Here is a 17,216-nt window from a genome sequence, read left to right on the forward strand (position 1 = left end):
TCATGATCAGGCGAAGCGGCCCATGCAGGTGCGCAGCTTCTCGAGCCCGCGCCGGATCCAGGTCTTCACGGTGCCCAGCGGCAGCTTGAGCTGTTCGGCCAGTTCGCCGTGGCTCATCTCGCGCAGGTAGGCCAGGCTGACCACCTCGCGCTGGCGGCCCTCGAGCTGGCTCAGGCACTGGTGCAGCGCCCAGGCCTGCTCGCTCGCATCGGCCATGTCGGCCGGGTTGGGCGTGTCGGATTCGAAGGTGTCGGCCATCAGCTCGTCGAACTCCTGCGTGAGCTGGGCGCGGTCGGCGGTGCGGCGGCGCAGCAGGTCGAGCGAGCGGCTGCGCACGATGAGCCCCAGCCAGGCCAGCGGCGGGCTCAGCGAGGCGCGGTAGTCGCCGGCCACGCGCCAGATGGTGAGGAAGGACTCCTGCAGCACGTCTTCGGCCCACTCGCGCTGGCGCACCACCCGCATCGCCAGCCCCATGAGGCGGGGCGCGGTGCGGTCGTACAGCTGTCGCAGGGCGGCTTCGTCGCGATGGCCGATCCGGTCGATCAGCGCCATCAGTTCGGCGTCGGGGCTGGGGGCTGTCATTCGCGGATTGTGGGGCATCGGTGCGCATGTCCGAGGTACGGCCCGGCCGGGGCGGCGGATTCAGCGCGCCCCGCCTGAATCCACCGGCCGTCGGGCTGCGTACACGGGGCAGGGGGCGTCGACATGCAGAACTCCAGACGGCGGCTCTTTCTTTTTCACCACCGATCCGACACCAAGGAAACGACCATGCACATCCGCACCCTGACCGTCCTGGCTTCCACCACCGCAGCGGCGCTTGGCCTGGCCGCCTGTTCCGGCATGGGCGCCAAGCCCCTGCCGGTGTTCTCGCAGGCCAGCCTGCCCGACGCCGTGAAGGTGCCCGCCGGCCACCGCGTGGCCATGGAAACCGTGGGCGCCGGCGACATCACCTACGAATGCCGCGCCAAGGCCAACACGCCGGGCGAGCACGAATGGGTCTTCGTCGGCCCCGACGCCAAGCTGATGGACCGCGCCGGCAAGCAGGTCGGCAAGTACTACGGCCCGCCCGCCACCTGGGAGAACGCGGACGGCTCGAAGGTCACGGCCACGCAGGTGGCGGTGGCGCCGAACGGCACCGGCAACATTCCCCACCAATTGGTGAAGGCCAACCCCGCCACCGGCATGGGCGCCATGCAGGGCGTGAGCTACATCCAGCGCGTCGCCACGCAGGGCGGCGTGGCCCCCGCCGCCGCCTGTGGCGCCACGAATCTGGGCCAGAAACAGGTCGTGAAGTACCAGGCCGACTACATCTTCTACCGCGCTGGCTAAGGCCGGCTGAGCCCCCGTTTCGCCGCTGTTTGGAAACATTCGGCAACGTATACTGCGCCGCAAAACGGAGCGGGACCGCGTGCGCGCGGGGGCGGGAATGAAGCAAATTGCGATCGTGATCGCGCTCTGCGTGGGCGCGTGGTATTTCTTTATCGGCGGGCGCAAGCTCGACGAGGCGATGGCGCGCGACTACTACCGCAAGGAAGCGCACGCCATCTATTCGCGCGATGCGCAGGCGCTGTGCAAGCAGCTCAGCCGCAAGGCCGTGATCGAGAGCAAGGTCACGATGATGGGCCGCACCGTCGAGAGCAGCCACAACCGCGAGGAAGCCTGCGAGGCGGTCGAGAAGACCTTCGAGCTGTTCCGCACCGTGGGCGACCGCATGGGCGGCATCCTCACCATCGAGTACGAGTACCACATCGACGCCGTCGAGGTGGCCACCGACCGCAAGAGCGCCGTCGTCACGGGCACCAGCGTGCTCAAGATGGGCGAGGCCGCGCTCCAGTACAAGACCAGTTTCAGCCAGCGCCTGGAGCGCGAGCTCGGCCAGATGCGCCTCGTGCATTCCAGCGACGCCACGGTCGTGCGCATGGGCGGCGCGGGCGCCATGAGCCAGAGCGACTTCTTCCGCAAGTAGCCGCAGCAGCCGCACCCCAGGCCCCGCCATGATCGACCGCGACTCCCTGCCGCCGCCCCCGCCGTTCTGGCACCGCCTCAACAGCTTCTTCGCCTTTCCGCTCCAGCTGCGGCCGCTGGCCTACGGCCTGGTGCTGTCGTTCTGCAGCCTGCTGTTCGAGGCCGTGTTCTTCCTGCCCGATGCGCTGGCCTTCGTCGTCATCGAGGTCGGCATCATCCTGGCGGCCAGCCGCTACGGCTTCAAGGTCATTGCGCTGGGCGCGCGCGGCATCCGCGACTCGGCCGACTTCGGGCGCGAATCGAGCGACGAGTGGACCTACCTGCCGTGGAAGCTCTTCGCCATCTCGCTGGTGCAGACGATGCTCATCGGCTGGCTCGCGTGGTACGAGCCGGTGCTGGGCACGGTGGGCCTCTTCATCATGTCCTTCACCTTCCCGGCGGCGGTGATCGTGCTGGTGCAGTCGGGCAGCTTCTTCCAGGCCATGAACCCGGGCTACGTGATGGACGCGATGCGCACCATCGGCTGGCCTTATGCGCTGCTGTGCTTCTTCCTGTTCCTGTTGAGCACGGGCGCGCAGGTGGCGATCTCGATGGTGCTGCCGGTGTTCGACGGGCGCATCGTGCTGCCGATCGTCAACTTCGCGTTCATCTACTTCGGCTGGGTGATGGCGAGCCTCCTGGGCTACGTGATGTACCAGCACCACGACGCCTTCGGCATCGACCTCGTGCCCGGCGCGGGTGCCGACATCGGCGCGCCGGCCGACCGCCGCACGCCCGCGCAGATCGCCGCGCAGCGCACCGACGCCGAGGTGGCGCAGTGCATCACCGAGGGCGACCTGCCTGCCGCGCTCGGCATTGCCTACGAGGCGCAGCGCACCGCCGACGCCGACGACCTGGCCGCGCAGCGCCGCTACCACCGCGTGCTGGCGCTCATGCCCGACAAGAAGGACACGCTGTTCGACCACGCGCGCCGCTTCATTCCGCTCTTGATGCGGCGCGACCTCGCGTCGGACGCGCTGAAAGTCTTCAAGGCCTGCCGCGCGATCGACAAGACCTTCGTGATCGACGACCCGGCCATGGTCATCGCGATGGCGCGCGCCGAATGGCGCGGCGGCGACGCGCACGGCACGCTGGCGCTGCTGTCGGGCTTCGACAAGCGCTTCCGTGGCCACGCGGCGATCCCGCAGGCCTACGAACTCGCGGCCCGCGCGCTGGTGCAGGGGCTGGGCCGCACGGACATGGCGCAGCCGATCCTCACCACGCTCGAGGCCCGCTACCCCGAGAGCGAGCAGACGCAGGAAGTGCGCTGGCTGCTGCGGTCGGCGGCCTGAGAGGGGACCGGCCCGCGGATCAGGGCAAAATTCCGCACGCCGCGCCGGCCGGACCTGCGGACCTGCCTCCCATGCCGCCCCTTTCGCCCGAACCGTCCCTTCCTGCTTCCTCTTCTTCTGCATCGCCGGCGCGTTCCCGCCGCCGTGCGCTGGTGGCCTGGGCGGGCGCCGTGGCGCTGGCGCTGCTGCTGATCGCCGTGGCAGGCCAGTGGGCCGCGCGGCGCGAGGCGAACTTCCAGGCCGACTCGATCCGCCGCGCCATGGAAGTGCACGTGCTCGGCCTGCGCGACGCCGCCGGCAAGTACGGCTACCTGCCGTTCACCGCCGGCATGCACCCCGACGTGCTGGCCGTGCTGGCCCATCCGCAGGACCCCGCCGCGCGGCAGCGCGCCAACCACCACATCGAGGAGGTGAACCGCCTCGCGGGCTCCGACGCGCTGTACCTCACCGACCCGCAGGGCCTCACGCTGGCCGCGAGCAACTGGGCCACGCCGCAGAGCTTCGTGGGCGAGTCGTACGCCAACCGGCCGTACTTTCTCGATGCACGGGCCGGGCGACGCGGCCTGTTCTACGGCGTGGGCCAGACCACGGGCGAGCCGGGGCTGTTCATGTCGGCGCCGGTGCGCGCCGAGGGCGGCGGCGAGGTGCTGGGCGTGGTCACCGTCAAGGTCAGCCTGCGCCAGCTGCACGACGCCTGGGCCTTCGTGCGCGATCCGATTTTGCTGACCGACGCGCGCGGCATCGTGTTCCTGAGCTCGGTGCCGGGCGGATGTACCAGGCCACGCGGGCGCTGAGCCCCGCCGACCTGGCCGGCATCGAGCACGACCAGCAGTACGGCACGCGCACCCGCTTCGCGCCGCTGCCCTGGCGCGTCGAGCACATCGAAGGCGCGCCGGGCTACCTGGTGCGCACCACGGTCGGCGGCAAGGCGCGCCGTTTTCTCGCCGTGGACGAGCCCTTGCCCGACCTGGGCTGGACCCTGACGGTGATGGCCGACCAAGCCGAAGTCACCCGCGCCCGCGAGCGCACCTGGATGCTCGGCCTGCTGGGCGCCGGCGTGCTGCTGCTGGGCGCGCTGTACTGGCGGCTGCGCGAGCGCCGCTTCGCCGAGCAGCGCGACGCGCGGCGCGACCTGGAGCTGCGCGTGCGCGAGCGCACCCACGAGCTGGACCAGGCCCACGCCTTCCGCAAGGCGATGGAAGACTCGCTGCTGGTCGGCATGCGTGCGCGCGACCTGCAGGGCCGCATCATCTACGTCAACCCGGCCTTCTGCGAGATGACCGGCTACGGCGCCGACGAGCTGCTGGGGCGGCTGCCGCCGTACCCCTACTGGCACCCCGACGACGTGACGCAGCACTGGTTCCACTACGAGGCCATGATGAGCGGGCAGCCCGCGCGCTCGGGCTTCGAGTCGCGCCTGCGGCACCGCGACGGGCACGAGGTCATCACCATGGTCTACACCGCGCGGCTCATCGACGCCGACGGCCGCCACAGCGGCTGGATGAGCTCGGTGGTCGACATCACCGAGCAGAAGCGCGCCGAGCTGCGCCAGCGCCAGAACGACGAGCAGCTGCAGCACGCGCAGCGCCTGGCCAGCCTGGGAGAGATGGCCTCCACGCTGGCGCATGAACTCAACCAGCCGCTGATGGCGCTGAGCAACTTCGCCAGCGCCGCCAAGGCTTTCGCCGCGCAGGGCAACCAGCCGCTCCTGGCCAGCAGCCTCGACGAGACCGTGGCGCAGGCCAAGCGCAGTGCCGAGATCGTGCGGCGCATCCGCGGTTTCGTGCGCCAGCGCACCGCCGGCACCGAGGACTGCGCCGTGGCCGCACTGGTGACCAATGCGCTGGCGCTGCTGCAGGGCGAGATGCGCCAGCGGCAGGTGCGCGCCGAGGTGCGCATTCCGCCCGCGCTGCCGCCGGTGCGCGGCGACCGCGTGCTGCTCGAACAGGTGCTGCTGAACCTGCTGTCCAACAGCCTGCAGGCGATGCAGCAGGGCACGCCGCCCGACCGGCGCGTGGTCGAGGTCGAGGCCGAGTTGCATGAAGGCCGCGTGCACATCCGCATCGCCGACCACGGCCCCGGCATCGATGCCGCGCTGGCCGAGCAGGTGTTCGCGCCCTTCTTCACCACCAAGGCCGGCGGGCTCGGGCTGGGCCTGAACATCTGCCGCACCATCGTGGAGGCCCACCGCGGCCGGCTGTCCTTTGCCGACCGGCCCGGCGGCGGCACGGTCTTCACCCTCGAACTGGAGGCTTCCCCGTGAACGCACCCCTGCTTGCCAACCACCTGTGCGTCGTCGACGACGACGAGGCCGTGCGCCGCTCTTTGGGCCTGCTGCTGCTCTCGCGCGGCCATGCGGTGCAGGCCTTCGCTTCGGGCGAGGCCTTCCTGGCCGGCACCGACCTGCAGCGCCCGGGCTGCGCCATCCTCGACCTGCGCATGGAGGGCATGAGCGGGCTGCAGGTGTTCGACGCGCTGCGCGCGCAGGACAGCCCGCTGGTCGTGATCTTCCTGTCCGGGCATGGCGACATCCCGATGGCGGTCGAGGCGGTGCAGAACGGCGCCTTCGGCTGGCTGGAAAAGCCCTGCAACGACGAGCGCCTGCTCGACAGCATCGCCAAGGCGTTGCAGAAGGCCGAAGAGATCGCCGTGCGCCGCCAGGCCCGGCAGGCCGCGCAGGCGCTGTGGGCCAAGCTCACGCCGCGCGAGATGCAGGTCGCCCGGCTCGTGGCCGAAGGCCTGCCCAACAAGCGCATCGCGCAGGAACTCGCGCCGCTGGAGCTGCGCACGGTGGAAACGCACCGGGCGCACATGTTCGCGAAGCTGGGCTTTTCGAGCAGCCTGGAGCTGGATCGCTTCCTGCGCGAGCACGGGCTGTAGGTTTGTTCGGGGCGCGTGCCCAGGCCACCGGGTACTTCCCTCCGCGAATGTCCCCCGGGGCTTCGCCCCTCCTCCTTGATTTCGCTGCGGGAAGCACCCAGTGTCCTGAGCACAGGGCACGCTGCGGGTGCTCGCCGATCAACGACTGCACTGAACACGCTCACGCCGATGGGGTGCCTTGCGCAGCGAAATCAAGGAGGAGGGCGAAGCCCGGGGGACATTCGCGGAGCAAGGTGCCCCGTCGGCGGGAGCGTTGCCCTGAAGGCGCCCCAACCTCTGGCTAGAACTTAGGGTTTACCCCTGCGTACCGGTACGCAGTCCCGCGGCGGGGGCCCTACGGACGACAGCGCGCCCCCGGCGGACCAGACTCCCCGGCACGGCTTTCCGCGGGCTTCGCGGGGGCTGCAGCCAGAGACAAGGACCCCCCGCATGACCGCCATTGCCAGCAGCAGCACGAGCGCCGGCGCTTCCAGCCCGGACGCGACCCGCGACACCACCCCCTACACCTTCGAGGAAAAGCGCAAGCGCATCTTCGCCATCTTTGCCGCCTCGTCCGGCAACCTGGTGGAGTGGTTCGACTTCTACGTCTACGCCTTCTGCGCGATCTACTTCGCGCCCTCGTTCTTCCCCAAGTCGGACCCGACGGTCCAGCTGCTGAACACCGCCGGCGTGTTCGCCGCCGGCTTCCTGATGCGCCCGATCGGCGGCTGGCTGTTCGGCCGGCTGGCCGACCGCAAGGGCCGCAAGACGTCGATGGTGACTTCGGTCGTCATGATGTGCGTGGGCTCGCTGGTCATCGCCTGCCTGCCCACCTACGCGCAGATCGGCGCCTGGGCGCCCGCGCTGCTGCTGGCCGCGCGCCTGCTGCAGGGCCTGTCGGTCGGCGGCGAGTACGGCACCACCGCCACCTACATGAGCGAAGTGGCGATGCGCGGCCAGCGCGGCTTCTTCTCGTCGTTCCAGTACGTCACGCTGATCGGCGGCCAGCTGCTGGCCGTGGTGGCCGTGGTGGTGCTGCAGCAGCTGCTCACCGAGGCCGAACTCAAGGCCTGGGGCTGGCGCATTCCCTTCGTGCTGGGCGCCCTGGCCGCCGTCGTGGCGCTGATGCTGCGCCGCACGCTGACCGAGACCGCCAGCACCAAGACCCGCGCCGCCAAGGGCGCCGGCAGCGTCGCGGAACTGTTCAAGCACCACAAGCGCGCCTTCCTCGTGGTGCTGGGCTACACGGCCGGCGGCTCGCTGATCTTCTACACCTTCACCACCTACATGCAGAAGTACCTGGTGAATTCGGCCGGCATGTCGATCAAGACCGCCAGCAACGTGATGACGGCGTGCCTCTTCCTGTACATGTGCATGCAGCCGCTGTTCGGCGCGCTGTCGGACCGCATCGGCCGTCGCAGCAACATGCTGCTGTTCGGCGCCCTGGGCGCGCTGATGACGGTGCCCGTGCTGAGCAACCTGCAAAGCGTGAGCAGCCCGCTGATGGCCGGCGTGCTGATCACGCTGGCGCTGGCGGTGGTGAGCTTCTACACCTCGATCAGCGGCATCGTGAAGGCCGAGATGTTCCCGCCCGAAGTGCGCGCGCTGGGCGTGGGCCTGTCGTACGCGGTGGGCAATGCCATCTTCGGCGGCAGCGCCGAGTACGTGGCGCTGGGCCTGAAGTCGATCGGCCACGAGTCGTACTTTTACTGGTACGTGACGGCGATGATGGGCGTGGCCTTCCTGGTCAGCCTGCTGCTGCCGAAGCAGGCGACGTACCTGCACAACGACAAGTAAGCGCAGCGCCGCTTCATCAACGAACCCGGCCGCGTGCCGGGTTTTCTACGTGCGCTGCAAGGCGCGCGTGACCATGTCGTTGGGCGCCAGCCGCAGCAGGTGCGGCAGCAGGCCCAGGGCGCGATCGCGTTCGCCCGCGTGCAGCAGGCCGTTGGCGCACACCGAGAGCGTGTCGGCCAGCTCGGGGTGGTCGGGCGCGGTCTTCAGCAGGATGCGGCAGAGCTTGTCGGCGTCGCCGAACTGGCGGATGCGCGCGAAGCGGCGCGCCAGCCGGGCCATGTCGTCGGGCTTCAGGCGCACGCCGGGCTTGGCCTGGTCGAGGTAGGTCGTGAAGCTGGCGTGCTGCAGCGCCAGCGTGTCGGCGTCGGTGGCGGGCAGGCGGAAGATGCGGCGCGCGGCCTGGTGGAAGTCGTCGCTGGCAGGTTGCAGGCGCGCCGTGTTGAACCAGGCGCGCAGCGTGTCGGTGTCGCCGGGGCGCAGGGCCGCGGCGGCGCGCCATTCGGCACACGCGGGCTCGAACTTCATCGCCGCCGACAGCTTGCGCGCGGCGGCCACGTGCTGCTCGAAGCGGTGGTCGTCGGTCACCATTTCCGACTTCACGGTCTCGGGCGTCTTCACGCGGCCCAGCCACATCGCGCCGGCCATCAGCGCGGCGCCCGTCAGCAGGCCGCCCAGGTGGGCCATGTAGGCGATGCCCTGGCCGCCGATCCAGTGCTGCACCAGCTCGTTGGCGATCCAGGCCGGCAGCAAGAGCAGGGCGGGCGCCGTGACGTAGTTGAAATAGAAGAACAGCTGGTAGAAAAAGCGGATGCGCCGCAGCCGGTACATCACGGCGTACATGCCCATCAGCGCCGAGATCGCGCCCGAGGCCCCCAGCCCGTAGCCGCCCTTGCCCGCATAGGCCCAGCCGGCCAGCAGCGCGGAACCCACGCCACCCAGCAGGTAAAAGCTCAGGTAGGTGCCGCGCCCCAGCGCCAGCTCGACCGAGAAGCCGAACAGGAAGAGGAACAGCATGTTGCCCAGCAGGTGGCCCGTGCTGCCGTGCAGGAAGGCGGCGGTGAGCCAGGTCCAGGGCTTGAATTCGGCGTCCTTGCCGTAGTCCTGCGACCAGCGCGCGGTGAACGGCGCGGGCAGCATCGCCTCGTACTGGCGGCGGTCGCGCTGCCATTCGTCGAAGCGCGGGTTCGCGGGCGTCACGACCTGGTCGGCGCGCAGTTTCTTCAGGAAAGGCTGGTCGTTCTGCAGGCCTTCGAGCAGCTGCGGGTAGGCCTCTTCATGCGCCAGCATGCGGCGCGCAAGCTTGCCGCGCTTGGGGTCGGTTTTTTCGAGCCACTCGACGAAGGGCGGCAGCTCCAGTTCGGGCAGCACGCTCTGCACGTAGAACTGCGCCGCGCGCTCGCGGCCGTTCTCTTCGCTGCGCTGCGGCCCCCAGAACACGAGCATGTTCAGGAGGATCAGCAGCACCGTCATCCACGGCGGGTTGCGCCAGCTCGGTTTGTTTTCGAGCGGGATGGCGTAGAACATGAAGCGCGGCCCTCGATGGTGCGGCCGCGGGCTTCAGCCCAGGCGCGCGCGGTGGCGGGCGACTTGCGCTTTGACCTGCACGGGCGCGGTGCCGCCCAGCACGTTGCGGGCGTTGAGCGAGCCGCGCAGGCTCAGCACGTCGTACACGTCCTTCTCGATGTTCGGGTTGAACTGCTGCAGCACGGCCAGCGGCAGCTCCGACAGGTCGACCTGGTGCGAGGTGGCGGCCTTCACGGCGTGGGCCACGGTTTCGTGCGCGTCGCGGAAGGGCAGGCCCTTCTTCACGAGGTAGTCGGCCAGGTCGGTGGCGGTGGCGTAGCCGCGCAACGCGGCGGCTTCCATGGCCTGCGGCTTCACGGTGATGCCGCCGATCATCTCGGCAAAGATGCGCAGGGTGTCCTTGAGCGTGTCGACGGTGTCGAACAGCGGCTCCTTGTCTTCCTGGTTGTCCTTGTTGTAGGCCAGCGGCTGGCCCTTCATGAGCGTGATGAGCGCCATCAGGTGGCCGACCACGCGCCCGGTCTTGCCGCGCGCCAGCTCGGGCACGTCGGGGTTCTTCTTCTGCGGCATGATCGACGAGCCCGTGGTGAAGCGGTCGGCGATGTTGATGAAGCCGAAGTTCTGGCTCATCCAGATGATGAGTTCTTCGCTCAGGCGGCTCACGTGCACCATGCACAGGCTGGCGGCGGCGGTGAACTCGATCGCGAAGTCGCGGTCGCTCACGGCGTCCAGGCTGTTCTGGCAGACGCTGTCCATCTTCAGGGTGCGCGCCACGAGCTCGCGGTCCAGCGGGTAGCTGGTGCCGGCCAGGGCGGCGGCGCCCAGCGGCAGGCGGTTGACGCGCTTGCGCACCTCGCCCATGCGCTCGGCGTCGCGGCTGAACATTTCCACGTAGGCCAGCATGTGGTGGCCGAAGCTCACGGGCTGGGCCACCTGAAGGTGGGTGAAGCCGGGCAAGATCACCTCGACGTTCTTCTCGGCGATGTCCACCAGCGCCTTCTGCAGCTCGACCAGCAGGTCGCCGATGAGGTCGATCTCGCCGCGCAGCCACAGGCGCACGTCGGTGGCGACCTGGTCGTTGCGGCTGCGGCCGGTGTGCAGGCGCTTGCCGGCGTCGCCGACCAGCTGGGTCAGGCGGGCCTCGATGTTCAGGTGCACGTCCTCGAGGTCGAGCTTCCATTCGAAGCTGCCGGCCTCGATCTCGCCGCGGATCTGCGCCATGCCGCGCTCGATGGCGGCGTGGTCCTGCACGCTGATGATGCCCTGGGCCGCGAGCATGCCGGCGTGCGCCAGCGAGCCCTCGATGTCGGCTTGCCACAGGCGCTTGTCGAAGAAGACGCTGGAGGTGTAGCGCTTCACCAGGTCGCTCATCGGTTCGGAGAACAGGGCCGACCAGGCTTCGGATTTCTTGTCGAGTTGGTTTTGGGTCATGGGAGCCGTCCAGGAAGGCAATAATGGGTTGGTCACCCGATGGATCTGATGTCTGCGATGCGCAACCCGGCGATTTTATCGGCCAGCTCCCCCTCCACGTCCGCTTCGTCCCCGGAACGTGCGCGCGCGCCCGTGCGCGGCGGTCCGGCGCTGTTCGACGCCTGCCAGATCGGCGTGGTGCTGCGCACCGTGGTGTTCGTCGAAGCGGTGGTGGCGGTGGCCACGTTGTTCGTGGTCGGCACCTTCGGCGAATGGCTGGTGCAGGCGGCCACGGTGACCGGCGGCGCGCTGCCCGCCACGCTGATGTGGCTGGTGGCGGCCTGCGGGCTCAAGAAGCAGTTGCGGCGCCTGCCGCCCCCAGGCCAGTACGCCGCGGGCGCCGTGCTGGGCGCGGTGGCCTCGCTGTATGGCTGCGGCCTGCTGCGCCTGACCGGCGTGATCGCCAGCGCGCCCTGGCTGGCCAGCGCGCTGGCCGGCGCACTGTTCGCGGGGCTGGTGATGGCGGCGATGGTGCTGCGCGCGCGCGGCCAGACGCCGGCCGCGACCACGGCCCGGCTCGAAGAGCTGCAGTCGCGCATCCGCCCGCACTTCCTGTTCAACACGCTCAACAGCGCCATCGCGCTGGTGCGCGAGGAGCCGGCCAAGGCCGAGACCATGCTCGAAGACCTGGCCGAGCTGTTCCGCCAGGCGCTCACCGTGCCCGGCGAATCGGGCACGCTGGCCGACGAGATCGCGCTGGCCGAGCGCTACCTGGCCATCGAGCAGGTGCGCTTCGGCGAGCGCCTGCGCATCCGCTGGGACCTCGATGCCGCCGCCAGCGACGCGCGCCTGCCGCCCCTGCTGCTGCAGCCGCTGGTCGAGAACGCCATCAAGCACGGCGTGGAGCCCAGCCCCGAGGGCGGCAAGCTGCGCATCCGCACCGAGCGGCGCGGCGGCATGGTCGTGATCGAGGTGGTCAACAGCCTGCCGCCGTTGCGCTGGGCCGACGAGCCGCTGCCGCGCGGCCACGGCATCGCCCTGGACAACGTGCGCGAGCGGCTGCGCCTGCTGCACGACATGCAGATGCAGTTCAGCGCCGGCATGGACCAGAAGAACTACCGCGTACGCATTGCCATCCCCGCCGAATCATGAGCCTCAAGACCCTGATCGTTGACGACGAAGCCCTGGCCCGCTCGCGCCTGCGCACGCTGCTGCGCGACTGCAGCTCGCCCGCCGCCGAGGTGACGGCCGAGGCCGCGCAGGGCGAAGAGGCGCTGGCCCACCTGGCCGCGATGGACCTCGACCTGGTGCTGCTCGACGTGCACATGCCCGGCATCGACGGCATCGAGGTGGCGCGCGCGTTGCGCAGCCGGCCCGACGCGCCGGCCGTGGTGTTCGTGACGGCGCACGCCAGCCACGCGGTCACGGCCTTCGAGCTGGAGGCGGTCGACTACCTCACCAAGCCCGTGCGCGCCGAGCGGCTGCAGCAGGCGCTCCAGAAGGTCGAGCGCTTCCTGAAAGAGCGCCGCGCCGCCCAGCCGGCCCCCGAGGCCACGCCCGAGTGCGTGCTGATCCAGGACCGGGGCCGCGCCGAGCGCGTGCCGCTGTCCGAGGTGCTGTACCTCAAGTCCGAATACAAGTACCTCACGGTGCGCACCGCCACGCGCAGCCACATCCTCGACGGCTCGCTGAACGACTTCGAGGAGCGCTACCCGCACCGCTTTTTGCGCGTGCACCGCAACGCGCTGGTGGCGCGCGCGGCGATCCGCGCGCTGGAGCGCTACGACGACGGCGAGGACGCCGAAGGCTGGGCGCTGCGGCTGGACTCGGTGCCCGAGCCCGTGGCGGTGTCGCGCCGCCAGCTGGCCGCGGTGCGCGAGATGCTGAAGGAATCGCGATGACCGACGACACCCCGGCCGGCCCGAAACCGGCGCCTGAACGGCCGGTGGCTGCGGATGAGCCGCCGCCTGCACCCGCACCGGTGCCGGCGCCGCCGGTCGACCCCGTCGAGCCCGCAGCGCCGGTCGAGCCGAGCGCGACCGCCGAAGAGGCGACCTCCGCCCTGCGCAGGCGCTTCGTGCTGCACATGCCGGTCGACGTGCGCAGCGCCTCGCTGGTGGTGCTGGCCGTGCTCGCCAGCGTCTTCGCGTTGCGCTGGGGCCAGGCCGTGTTCGTGCCGCTGATGCTGAGCCTGCTGCTGAACTACGCGCTGTCGCCGCTGGTCGAGCGCCTGCACCGCTGGTACGTGCCGCGCTGGATCGGCGCGGCGGCGATCCTGCTGGGCCTGTTCGGCGGGCTCGGGTGGACGGGCTATTCGCTCTCGGGCAGCGCCTCGCAACTGCTCGACTCGCTGCCGGTCGCCGCGCAGAAGCTCGGCCAGGCCATGCGCCGCGACAAGAACGCCAGCGCCACGCCGCTGGACAGCGTGCAGCAGGCCGCCGCGCAGCTCGAGAAAGCGGCCGAGGAAAACTCCGCGCGCGTCGCTTCGCGCAAGGGCGTGGCGCGCGTCGTGATCGAGCGGCCGGGCTTCAACGTGCGCGACTACCTGCTCAGCGGCACGGTCGGCCTGCTCAACGCCTTGGGGCAGCTCACGCTGGTGGCCTTCCTCACCTACTTCGCGCTGTGTTCGGGCGACACCTTCCGGCGCAAGCTCATCAAGATCACCGGGCCCAGCCTGCAGAAGAAGAAGGTCACGGTGCACGTGCTGGACGACATCACGCGCAACATCGAGCGCTACCTGCTGGTGCAGATCCTGGTGAGTGGGCTGGTGGGGCTGACCACCGGCCTGGCCTTCTGGCTGCTCGGCGTGGAGAACGCGGCCGTGTGGGGAATCATCGCGGCCGTGACCAACCTCATTCCGTACATCGGCTCGGTGATCGTGCTGGTGGCGGCGGGGCTCATGGCCTTCCTTCAGTTCAGCAGCATCGAGATGGCGCTGCTGGTGGGCGGTGTGTCGCTGGCCATCCACACGGTGGTGGGCAACCTGCTGATGCCCTGGCTCACCAGCCGCACCAGCCGCATGAACCCGGTGGCGGTGTTCGTGGGCGTGATCTTCTGGGGCTGGCTGTGGGGCATCTGGGGGCTGCTGCTGGGCATCCCGATCACCATGGTCATCAAGTCGATCTGCGACCGGGTGGAAGACCTGCAGCCGATCGGCGAACTGCTCGGCGAATAAACCGGCCCTTCAAACCCTTCAGGAGGGTGCATCGTCCGATGCTGTAAATTATTGCGAATCGATTCGCAATAATTAAATGCCCGACGTTTCATCCGCTTCCTTGCCACCCGGGGCCGGCGCCCCGGCCCGGCTGCTCTCCATCGACGCGCTGCGCGGCCTCGTGATCCTGTTCATGCTGTTGGACCACGTGCGCGAGACCTTCTACCTGCACCACCAGGTGCCCGACCCGATGCTCGTGGCGCAGACGCCGCCGGCGCTGTTCTTCGGCCGCCTGCTGGCGCACCTGTGCGCGCCGGTGTTCGTGTTCCTGACCGGGCTGTCGGCTTTTCTCTACGGCGCGAAGCAGGCGGACGGCCGCGCGGCGGCGTCCTCGTTCCTGTGGAAACGGGGCCTGTTCCTCGTGCTGCTGGAGGTCACGGTCGTCAACTTTGCCTGGACCTTCCAGTTCCCGCCGGCCACCGTGTTCCTGCAGGTGATCTGGGTGATCGGGCTGTCGATGCTGGCGTTGTCGGCGCTGGTGTGGCTGCCGCGCCGGGCGCTGGTCGTGTTGGGCGTGGTGCTGGTGGCGGGGCACAACCTGCTCGACGGCGTGCACTTTCCCGTCGGCCATGTGCTGCACGTGCCTTGGGCCGTGCTGCACGACCGGGGCTGGATCGAGGTGTCCGAGGCCCTGAGGCTGCGCACGTCGTACCCGCTGCTGCCGTGGATCGGCGTGATCGCGCTGGGCTACGTCGCCGGGCCGTGGTTCCTGCCCGGCGCCGATGCGCCGCAGCGTCAGCGGCGGCTGCTCGCGTGGGCCGTGGGCCTGCTCATTGGCTTCGTGGGGCTGCGCGCACTCAATGCCTACGGCGACAAGCCCTGGGCAGCAGGCGACAGCGCGCTGACGACCGTGATGGCCTTCCTCAACGTCACCAAGTACCCGCCGTCCTTGCTGTTCATCGCGCTGACGCTCGGCGTGGGGCTGTGGCTGCTGCGCCTGTTCGAGCGCCGGCAGGGCGCGGCCTGGCTCGCGCCGCTGGCCGTGTTCGGCGCGGCGCCCATGTTCTTCTATGTGCTGCACCTGTACGTGCTCAAGTTCCTCTACCTGGGGGCCGAGGCGGTCTGGGGCCCCAACCAGGGCCGCTTGTTCGGCTTCGACGCCGTCTGGATGGTGTGGCTGGTCACCGGGGTGCTGGCCTTTGCGCTGTATCCGGCGGTGCGCGCCTTCGCCGCCCTGAAGGCGCGGCGCCGCGACATCGCGTGGCTCAAGTACCTGTGAAGGGCCGGCGATGAAGCGGGTCTGCGGCGCGGCCCTCGCCATGCTGGGCACGTCCGCCCTCGCGGCCGAAGGCGGCGGCTTCATCGAGGACACGCGCTGGCACGTGCTCCAGCGCAGCGTGTACGAGCACCGGAGCTACCTGCACGGCGACCGCAGCAACGGCGGGCGCAATGCCTCGCTGCCCCGGGCGCGGCGCAGCGATCACGCGCAGGAGTGGGGCTACGGCGTCATGGGCACCCTCGCGTCCGGCTTCACGCCGGGCTGGATCGGCTTCGGCGTGGACGCGCATGCCTCGCTCGCGCGCAGCCTCGACGGCGACGATCTGCGTGTCGGCAAGATCCGCATGCTGCCCGTGGACGGCGCGGGCTACGCGCAGGACGGCATCGCGCGCGGCGGCGTGGCGCTGAAGGCGCGCATCTCCGCCACCGTGCTGACGGTGGGCGAGCAACGCGTCAAGACGCCGGTCTTCAGCGCGTCCGATTCCCGCCTGCTGCCCGAGACCATGCGCGGCTGGCTGCTGACGAGCCGCGAGTTCGACACGCTCACGCTGCAGGCCGGCCGCTTCACCGGGTCGACCGACCGCCATGCGCGCGGCACGAACCACCCGTTGATCGTCAATTACCTCGACCCGAAGTCACCGCGCGCCGATGTGTTCGACTTTGCCGGCGGCACATGGAAGGGCAGCGCTTCGCTGTCGCTCACGGCCTATGTCGCACGCCTGAAGGACACCTGGCGCACGGGCTACCTGGGCGCCCACTACACGGTGCCGCTCCCGCAGAAGCGTGCGCTGTCCTTCGACCTGCAGGTGTACCGCAGCAAGGACACGGGCCGCGCGCTGGCCGGCCCGGTGGACAACACCACCGCGAGCCTCATGACCAGCTACGCCCACGGCCCCCACCGCGTGGGCCTGGGCTGGCAGAAGGTCGCGGGCGACACGCCGTTCGACTACGTGACGCGCGGCGCCGTCTGGCTCGGCAATGCGGCGCAGCTGTCCGACTTCAATGCGCCGCATGAGCGGTCGTGGCAGCTGCGGTACGAAGTGGATGCCGCGCGTTGGGGAGCGCCCGGGTTGAGCCTGGGCGCGGCCTACATCCGCGGCAGTGGCATCGACGGCAGCCGGGTGCCGCCGCGCGGAGGCTACGCGTGGCTGGGCTACGGGCAGGGCGGCCGGCACTGGGAGCGCGACCTGTGGCTGCGCTACACGGTCCAGCAAGGCAGCGCCAAGGGCATGGCCTTCCTGCTGCGCTACGGCGAGCACCGCAACAACAAGGCGCAGGCCGAACTCAACACGCGCCAGATCCGCGTCGCGCTGGAGTACCCGATCGGCAACGACTGAGCGGGCGGCGCTGTCAGGGGGCCGTGACGGGCAGCTTCTTCACGAAGGTCGCGGCGGGGTCGAGCGGCTGGCCGTCGCGCGTGCGCAGGTCGATCGGCGCTACCGGCTCACCGTTCTCGCGCTCCAGCAGCACCGAATGCGGCTCGCCGGGCGCGAACAGGTTCGCCTCGCCCCAGTGCCGCAGGCCGACCACCACGGGGAACAGGCCGCGGCCCTTGGCCGTCAGCGCGTACTCCTGGTAGAGCGAGCCGTCCGAGGCCGGCACGAGGTCGAACACGCCTTCCTGCACCAGCCACTTCAGCCGGTCGGCCAGGATGTTCTTGGCCACGCCCAGGCTCTGCTGGAACTCGCCGAAGCGCCGCATGCCGTCGAAGGCGTCGCGCACGATCAGCAGCGACCACTGGTCACCGACGATCTCGAGCGCGCGCGCCATCGGGCAGGCGTCGAACCTCAGACTTTTTCTCCTGGCCATCGTGTGTTTCCTGTGCGTCCCTGGGATGGCGGGATTAGACCGTAGCGTTGGATTGGTTGCAAATTAAAACCAATGCGACTAGCATCCGC

Annotated in this window: 14 protein-coding genes and 1 pseudogene; 11 read left to right on the forward strand and 4 right to left on the reverse strand. The window is 69.8% G+C overall.

What is annotated here, in order from left to right; translation table 11 throughout:
- Window positions 1–6: 6 nt before the first annotated feature.
- Complete coding sequence (locus ACAM52_RS02800; RefSeq protein WP_235944176.1) at window positions 7–582, reverse strand: RNA polymerase sigma factor; 576 nt, start codon at window positions 580–582, stop codon at window positions 7–9.
- A gap of 186 nt (window positions 583–768) precedes the next feature.
- Between ACAM52_RS02800 and ACAM52_RS02805 the strand changes: the two genes are divergently transcribed.
- From ACAM52_RS02805 to ACAM52_RS02830, 6 genes and pseudogenes are all read left to right on the forward strand, one after another.
- Complete coding sequence (locus tag ACAM52_RS02805) at window positions 769–1,329, forward strand: DUF3455 domain-containing protein (protein ID WP_369646059.1); 561 nt, start codon at window positions 769–771, stop codon at window positions 1,327–1,329.
- A 97-nt stretch (window positions 1,330–1,426) separates the two neighbouring features.
- Window positions 1,427–1,966, forward strand: coding sequence for a hypothetical protein (locus ACAM52_RS02810; RefSeq protein WP_354342697.1), 540 nt, complete (start codon window positions 1,427–1,429; stop codon window positions 1,964–1,966).
- 28 nt (window positions 1,967–1,994) lie between these two features.
- Window positions 1,995–3,296, forward strand: coding sequence for a hypothetical protein (locus ACAM52_RS02815; protein WP_369646060.1), 1,302 nt, complete (start codon window positions 1,995–1,997; stop codon window positions 3,294–3,296).
- 71 nt (window positions 3,297–3,367) lie between these two features.
- Window positions 3,368–5,559, forward strand: a pseudogene (locus tag ACAM52_RS02820) (ATP-binding protein).
- Window positions 5,556–6,176 (forward strand): response regulator transcription factor, encoded by a 621-nt coding sequence (locus tag ACAM52_RS02825; protein ID WP_369646061.1) that lies wholly within the window; start codon window positions 5,556–5,558, stop codon window positions 6,174–6,176. The pseudogene ACAM52_RS02820 and the gene ACAM52_RS02825 overlap by 4 nt, the downstream one beginning before the upstream one ends.
- Before the next feature lie 429 nt (window positions 6,177–6,605).
- Entirely contained in the window at window positions 6,606–7,952 is a 1,347-nt protein-coding gene (locus ACAM52_RS02830) for an MFS family transporter (protein ID WP_070062216.1), read from the forward strand.
- A gap of 45 nt (window positions 7,953–7,997) precedes the next feature.
- Here the strand turns inward: ACAM52_RS02830 and ACAM52_RS02835 are convergent, their stop codons facing one another.
- Complete coding sequence (locus ACAM52_RS02835) at window positions 7,998–9,476, reverse strand: rhomboid family intramembrane serine protease (protein ID WP_369646062.1); 1,479 nt, start codon at window positions 9,474–9,476, stop codon at window positions 7,998–8,000.
- Window positions 9,477–9,509: 33 nt separating this feature from the next.
- Entirely contained in the window at window positions 9,510–10,907 is a 1,398-nt protein-coding gene (gene argH, locus ACAM52_RS02840) for an argininosuccinate lyase (RefSeq protein WP_095746486.1), read from the reverse strand.
- 57 nt (window positions 10,908–10,964) lie between these two features.
- On the opposite strand from argH, the gene ACAM52_RS02845 reads away from it, so the two are divergent.
- The 5 genes from ACAM52_RS02845 to ACAM52_RS02865 all read left to right on the forward strand — a co-directional run bounded on the left by ACAM52_RS02845 (window position 10,965) and on the right by ACAM52_RS02865 (window position 16,655).
- Complete coding sequence (locus ACAM52_RS02845; protein WP_369647692.1) at window positions 10,965–12,038, forward strand: sensor histidine kinase; 1,074 nt, start codon at window positions 10,965–10,967, stop codon at window positions 12,036–12,038.
- A complete protein-coding gene (locus ACAM52_RS02850; RefSeq protein ID WP_307694842.1) occupies window positions 12,035–12,787 on the forward strand; it encodes a LytTR family DNA-binding domain-containing protein in 753 nt (250 codons plus the stop codon). The genes ACAM52_RS02845 and ACAM52_RS02850 overlap by 4 nt, the downstream gene beginning before the upstream one ends.
- Window positions 12,784–14,061: an AI-2E family transporter gene (locus ACAM52_RS02855; protein WP_062474318.1), complete on the forward strand. Its 1,278-nt coding sequence runs from the start codon at window positions 12,784–12,786 to the stop codon at window positions 14,059–14,061. Before ACAM52_RS02850 ends, ACAM52_RS02855 begins: the two co-directional genes overlap by 4 nt.
- A 76-nt stretch (window positions 14,062–14,137) precedes the next feature.
- Window positions 14,138–15,319: a DUF1624 domain-containing protein gene (locus ACAM52_RS02860; RefSeq protein WP_369646063.1), complete on the forward strand. Its 1,182-nt coding sequence runs from the start codon at window positions 14,138–14,140 to the stop codon at window positions 15,317–15,319.
- Window positions 15,320–15,329: 10 nt separating this feature from the next.
- Window positions 15,330–16,655 (forward strand): OprD family outer membrane porin, encoded by a 1,326-nt coding sequence (locus ACAM52_RS02865; RefSeq protein ID WP_369646064.1) that lies wholly within the window; start codon window positions 15,330–15,332, stop codon window positions 16,653–16,655.
- Window positions 16,656–16,668: 13 nt separating this feature from the next.
- Here ACAM52_RS02865 and ACAM52_RS02870 read toward each other — a convergent pair whose 3' ends face one another.
- The gene (locus ACAM52_RS02870) at window positions 16,669–17,127 is read right to left on the reverse strand and encodes a helix-turn-helix domain-containing protein (RefSeq protein WP_095746483.1); all 459 of its coding nucleotides are present in this window, start codon (window positions 17,125–17,127) and stop codon (window positions 16,669–16,671) included.
- Window positions 17,128–17,216 lie beyond the last annotated feature (89 nt).

It is taken from the genome of Variovorax sp. V118, from assembly GCF_041154445.1.
In the GTDB taxonomy this organism is placed as follows: domain Bacteria; phylum Pseudomonadota; class Gammaproteobacteria; order Burkholderiales; family Burkholderiaceae_C; genus Variovorax; species Variovorax boronicumulans.

Bases quoted from the DNA above. Each gene is read 5' to 3' on its own strand.
- argH (WP_095746486.1), bottom strand. From the start codon at position 10,907: ATGACCCAAAACCAACTCGACAAGAAATCCGAAGCCTGGTCGGCCCTG.
- ACAM52_RS02805 (WP_369646059.1), top strand. From the start codon at position 769: ATGCACATCCGCACCCTGACCGTCCTGGCTTCCACCACCGCAGCGGCG.
- ACAM52_RS02870 (WP_095746483.1), bottom strand. From the start codon at position 17,127: ATGGCCAGGAGAAAAAGTCTGAGGTTCGACGCCTGCCCGATGGCGCGC.
- ACAM52_RS02855 (WP_062474318.1), top strand. From the start codon at position 12,784: ATGACCGACGACACCCCGGCCGGCCCGAAACCGGCGCCTGAACGGCCG.
- ACAM52_RS02835 (WP_369646062.1), bottom strand. From the start codon at position 9,476: ATGTTCTACGCCATCCCGCTCGAAAACAAACCGAGCTGGCGCAACCCG.
- ACAM52_RS02800 (WP_235944176.1), bottom strand. From the start codon at position 582: ATGACAGCCCCCAGCCCCGACGCCGAACTGATGGCGCTGATCGACCGG.
- ACAM52_RS02830 (WP_070062216.1), top strand. From the start codon at position 6,606: ATGACCGCCATTGCCAGCAGCAGCACGAGCGCCGGCGCTTCCAGCCCG.
- ACAM52_RS02845 (WP_369647692.1), top strand. From the start codon at position 10,965: ATGCGCAACCCGGCGATTTTATCGGCCAGCTCCCCCTCCACGTCCGCT.
- ACAM52_RS02815 (WP_369646060.1), top strand. From the start codon at position 1,995: ATGATCGACCGCGACTCCCTGCCGCCGCCCCCGCCGTTCTGGCACCGC.
- ACAM52_RS02865 (WP_369646064.1), top strand. From the start codon at position 15,330: ATGAAGCGGGTCTGCGGCGCGGCCCTCGCCATGCTGGGCACGTCCGCC.
- ACAM52_RS02850 (WP_307694842.1), top strand. From the start codon at position 12,035: ATGAGCCTCAAGACCCTGATCGTTGACGACGAAGCCCTGGCCCGCTCG.
- ACAM52_RS02810 (WP_354342697.1), top strand. From the start codon at position 1,427: ATGAAGCAAATTGCGATCGTGATCGCGCTCTGCGTGGGCGCGTGGTAT.
- ACAM52_RS02860 (WP_369646063.1), top strand. From the start codon at position 14,138: ATGCCCGACGTTTCATCCGCTTCCTTGCCACCCGGGGCCGGCGCCCCG.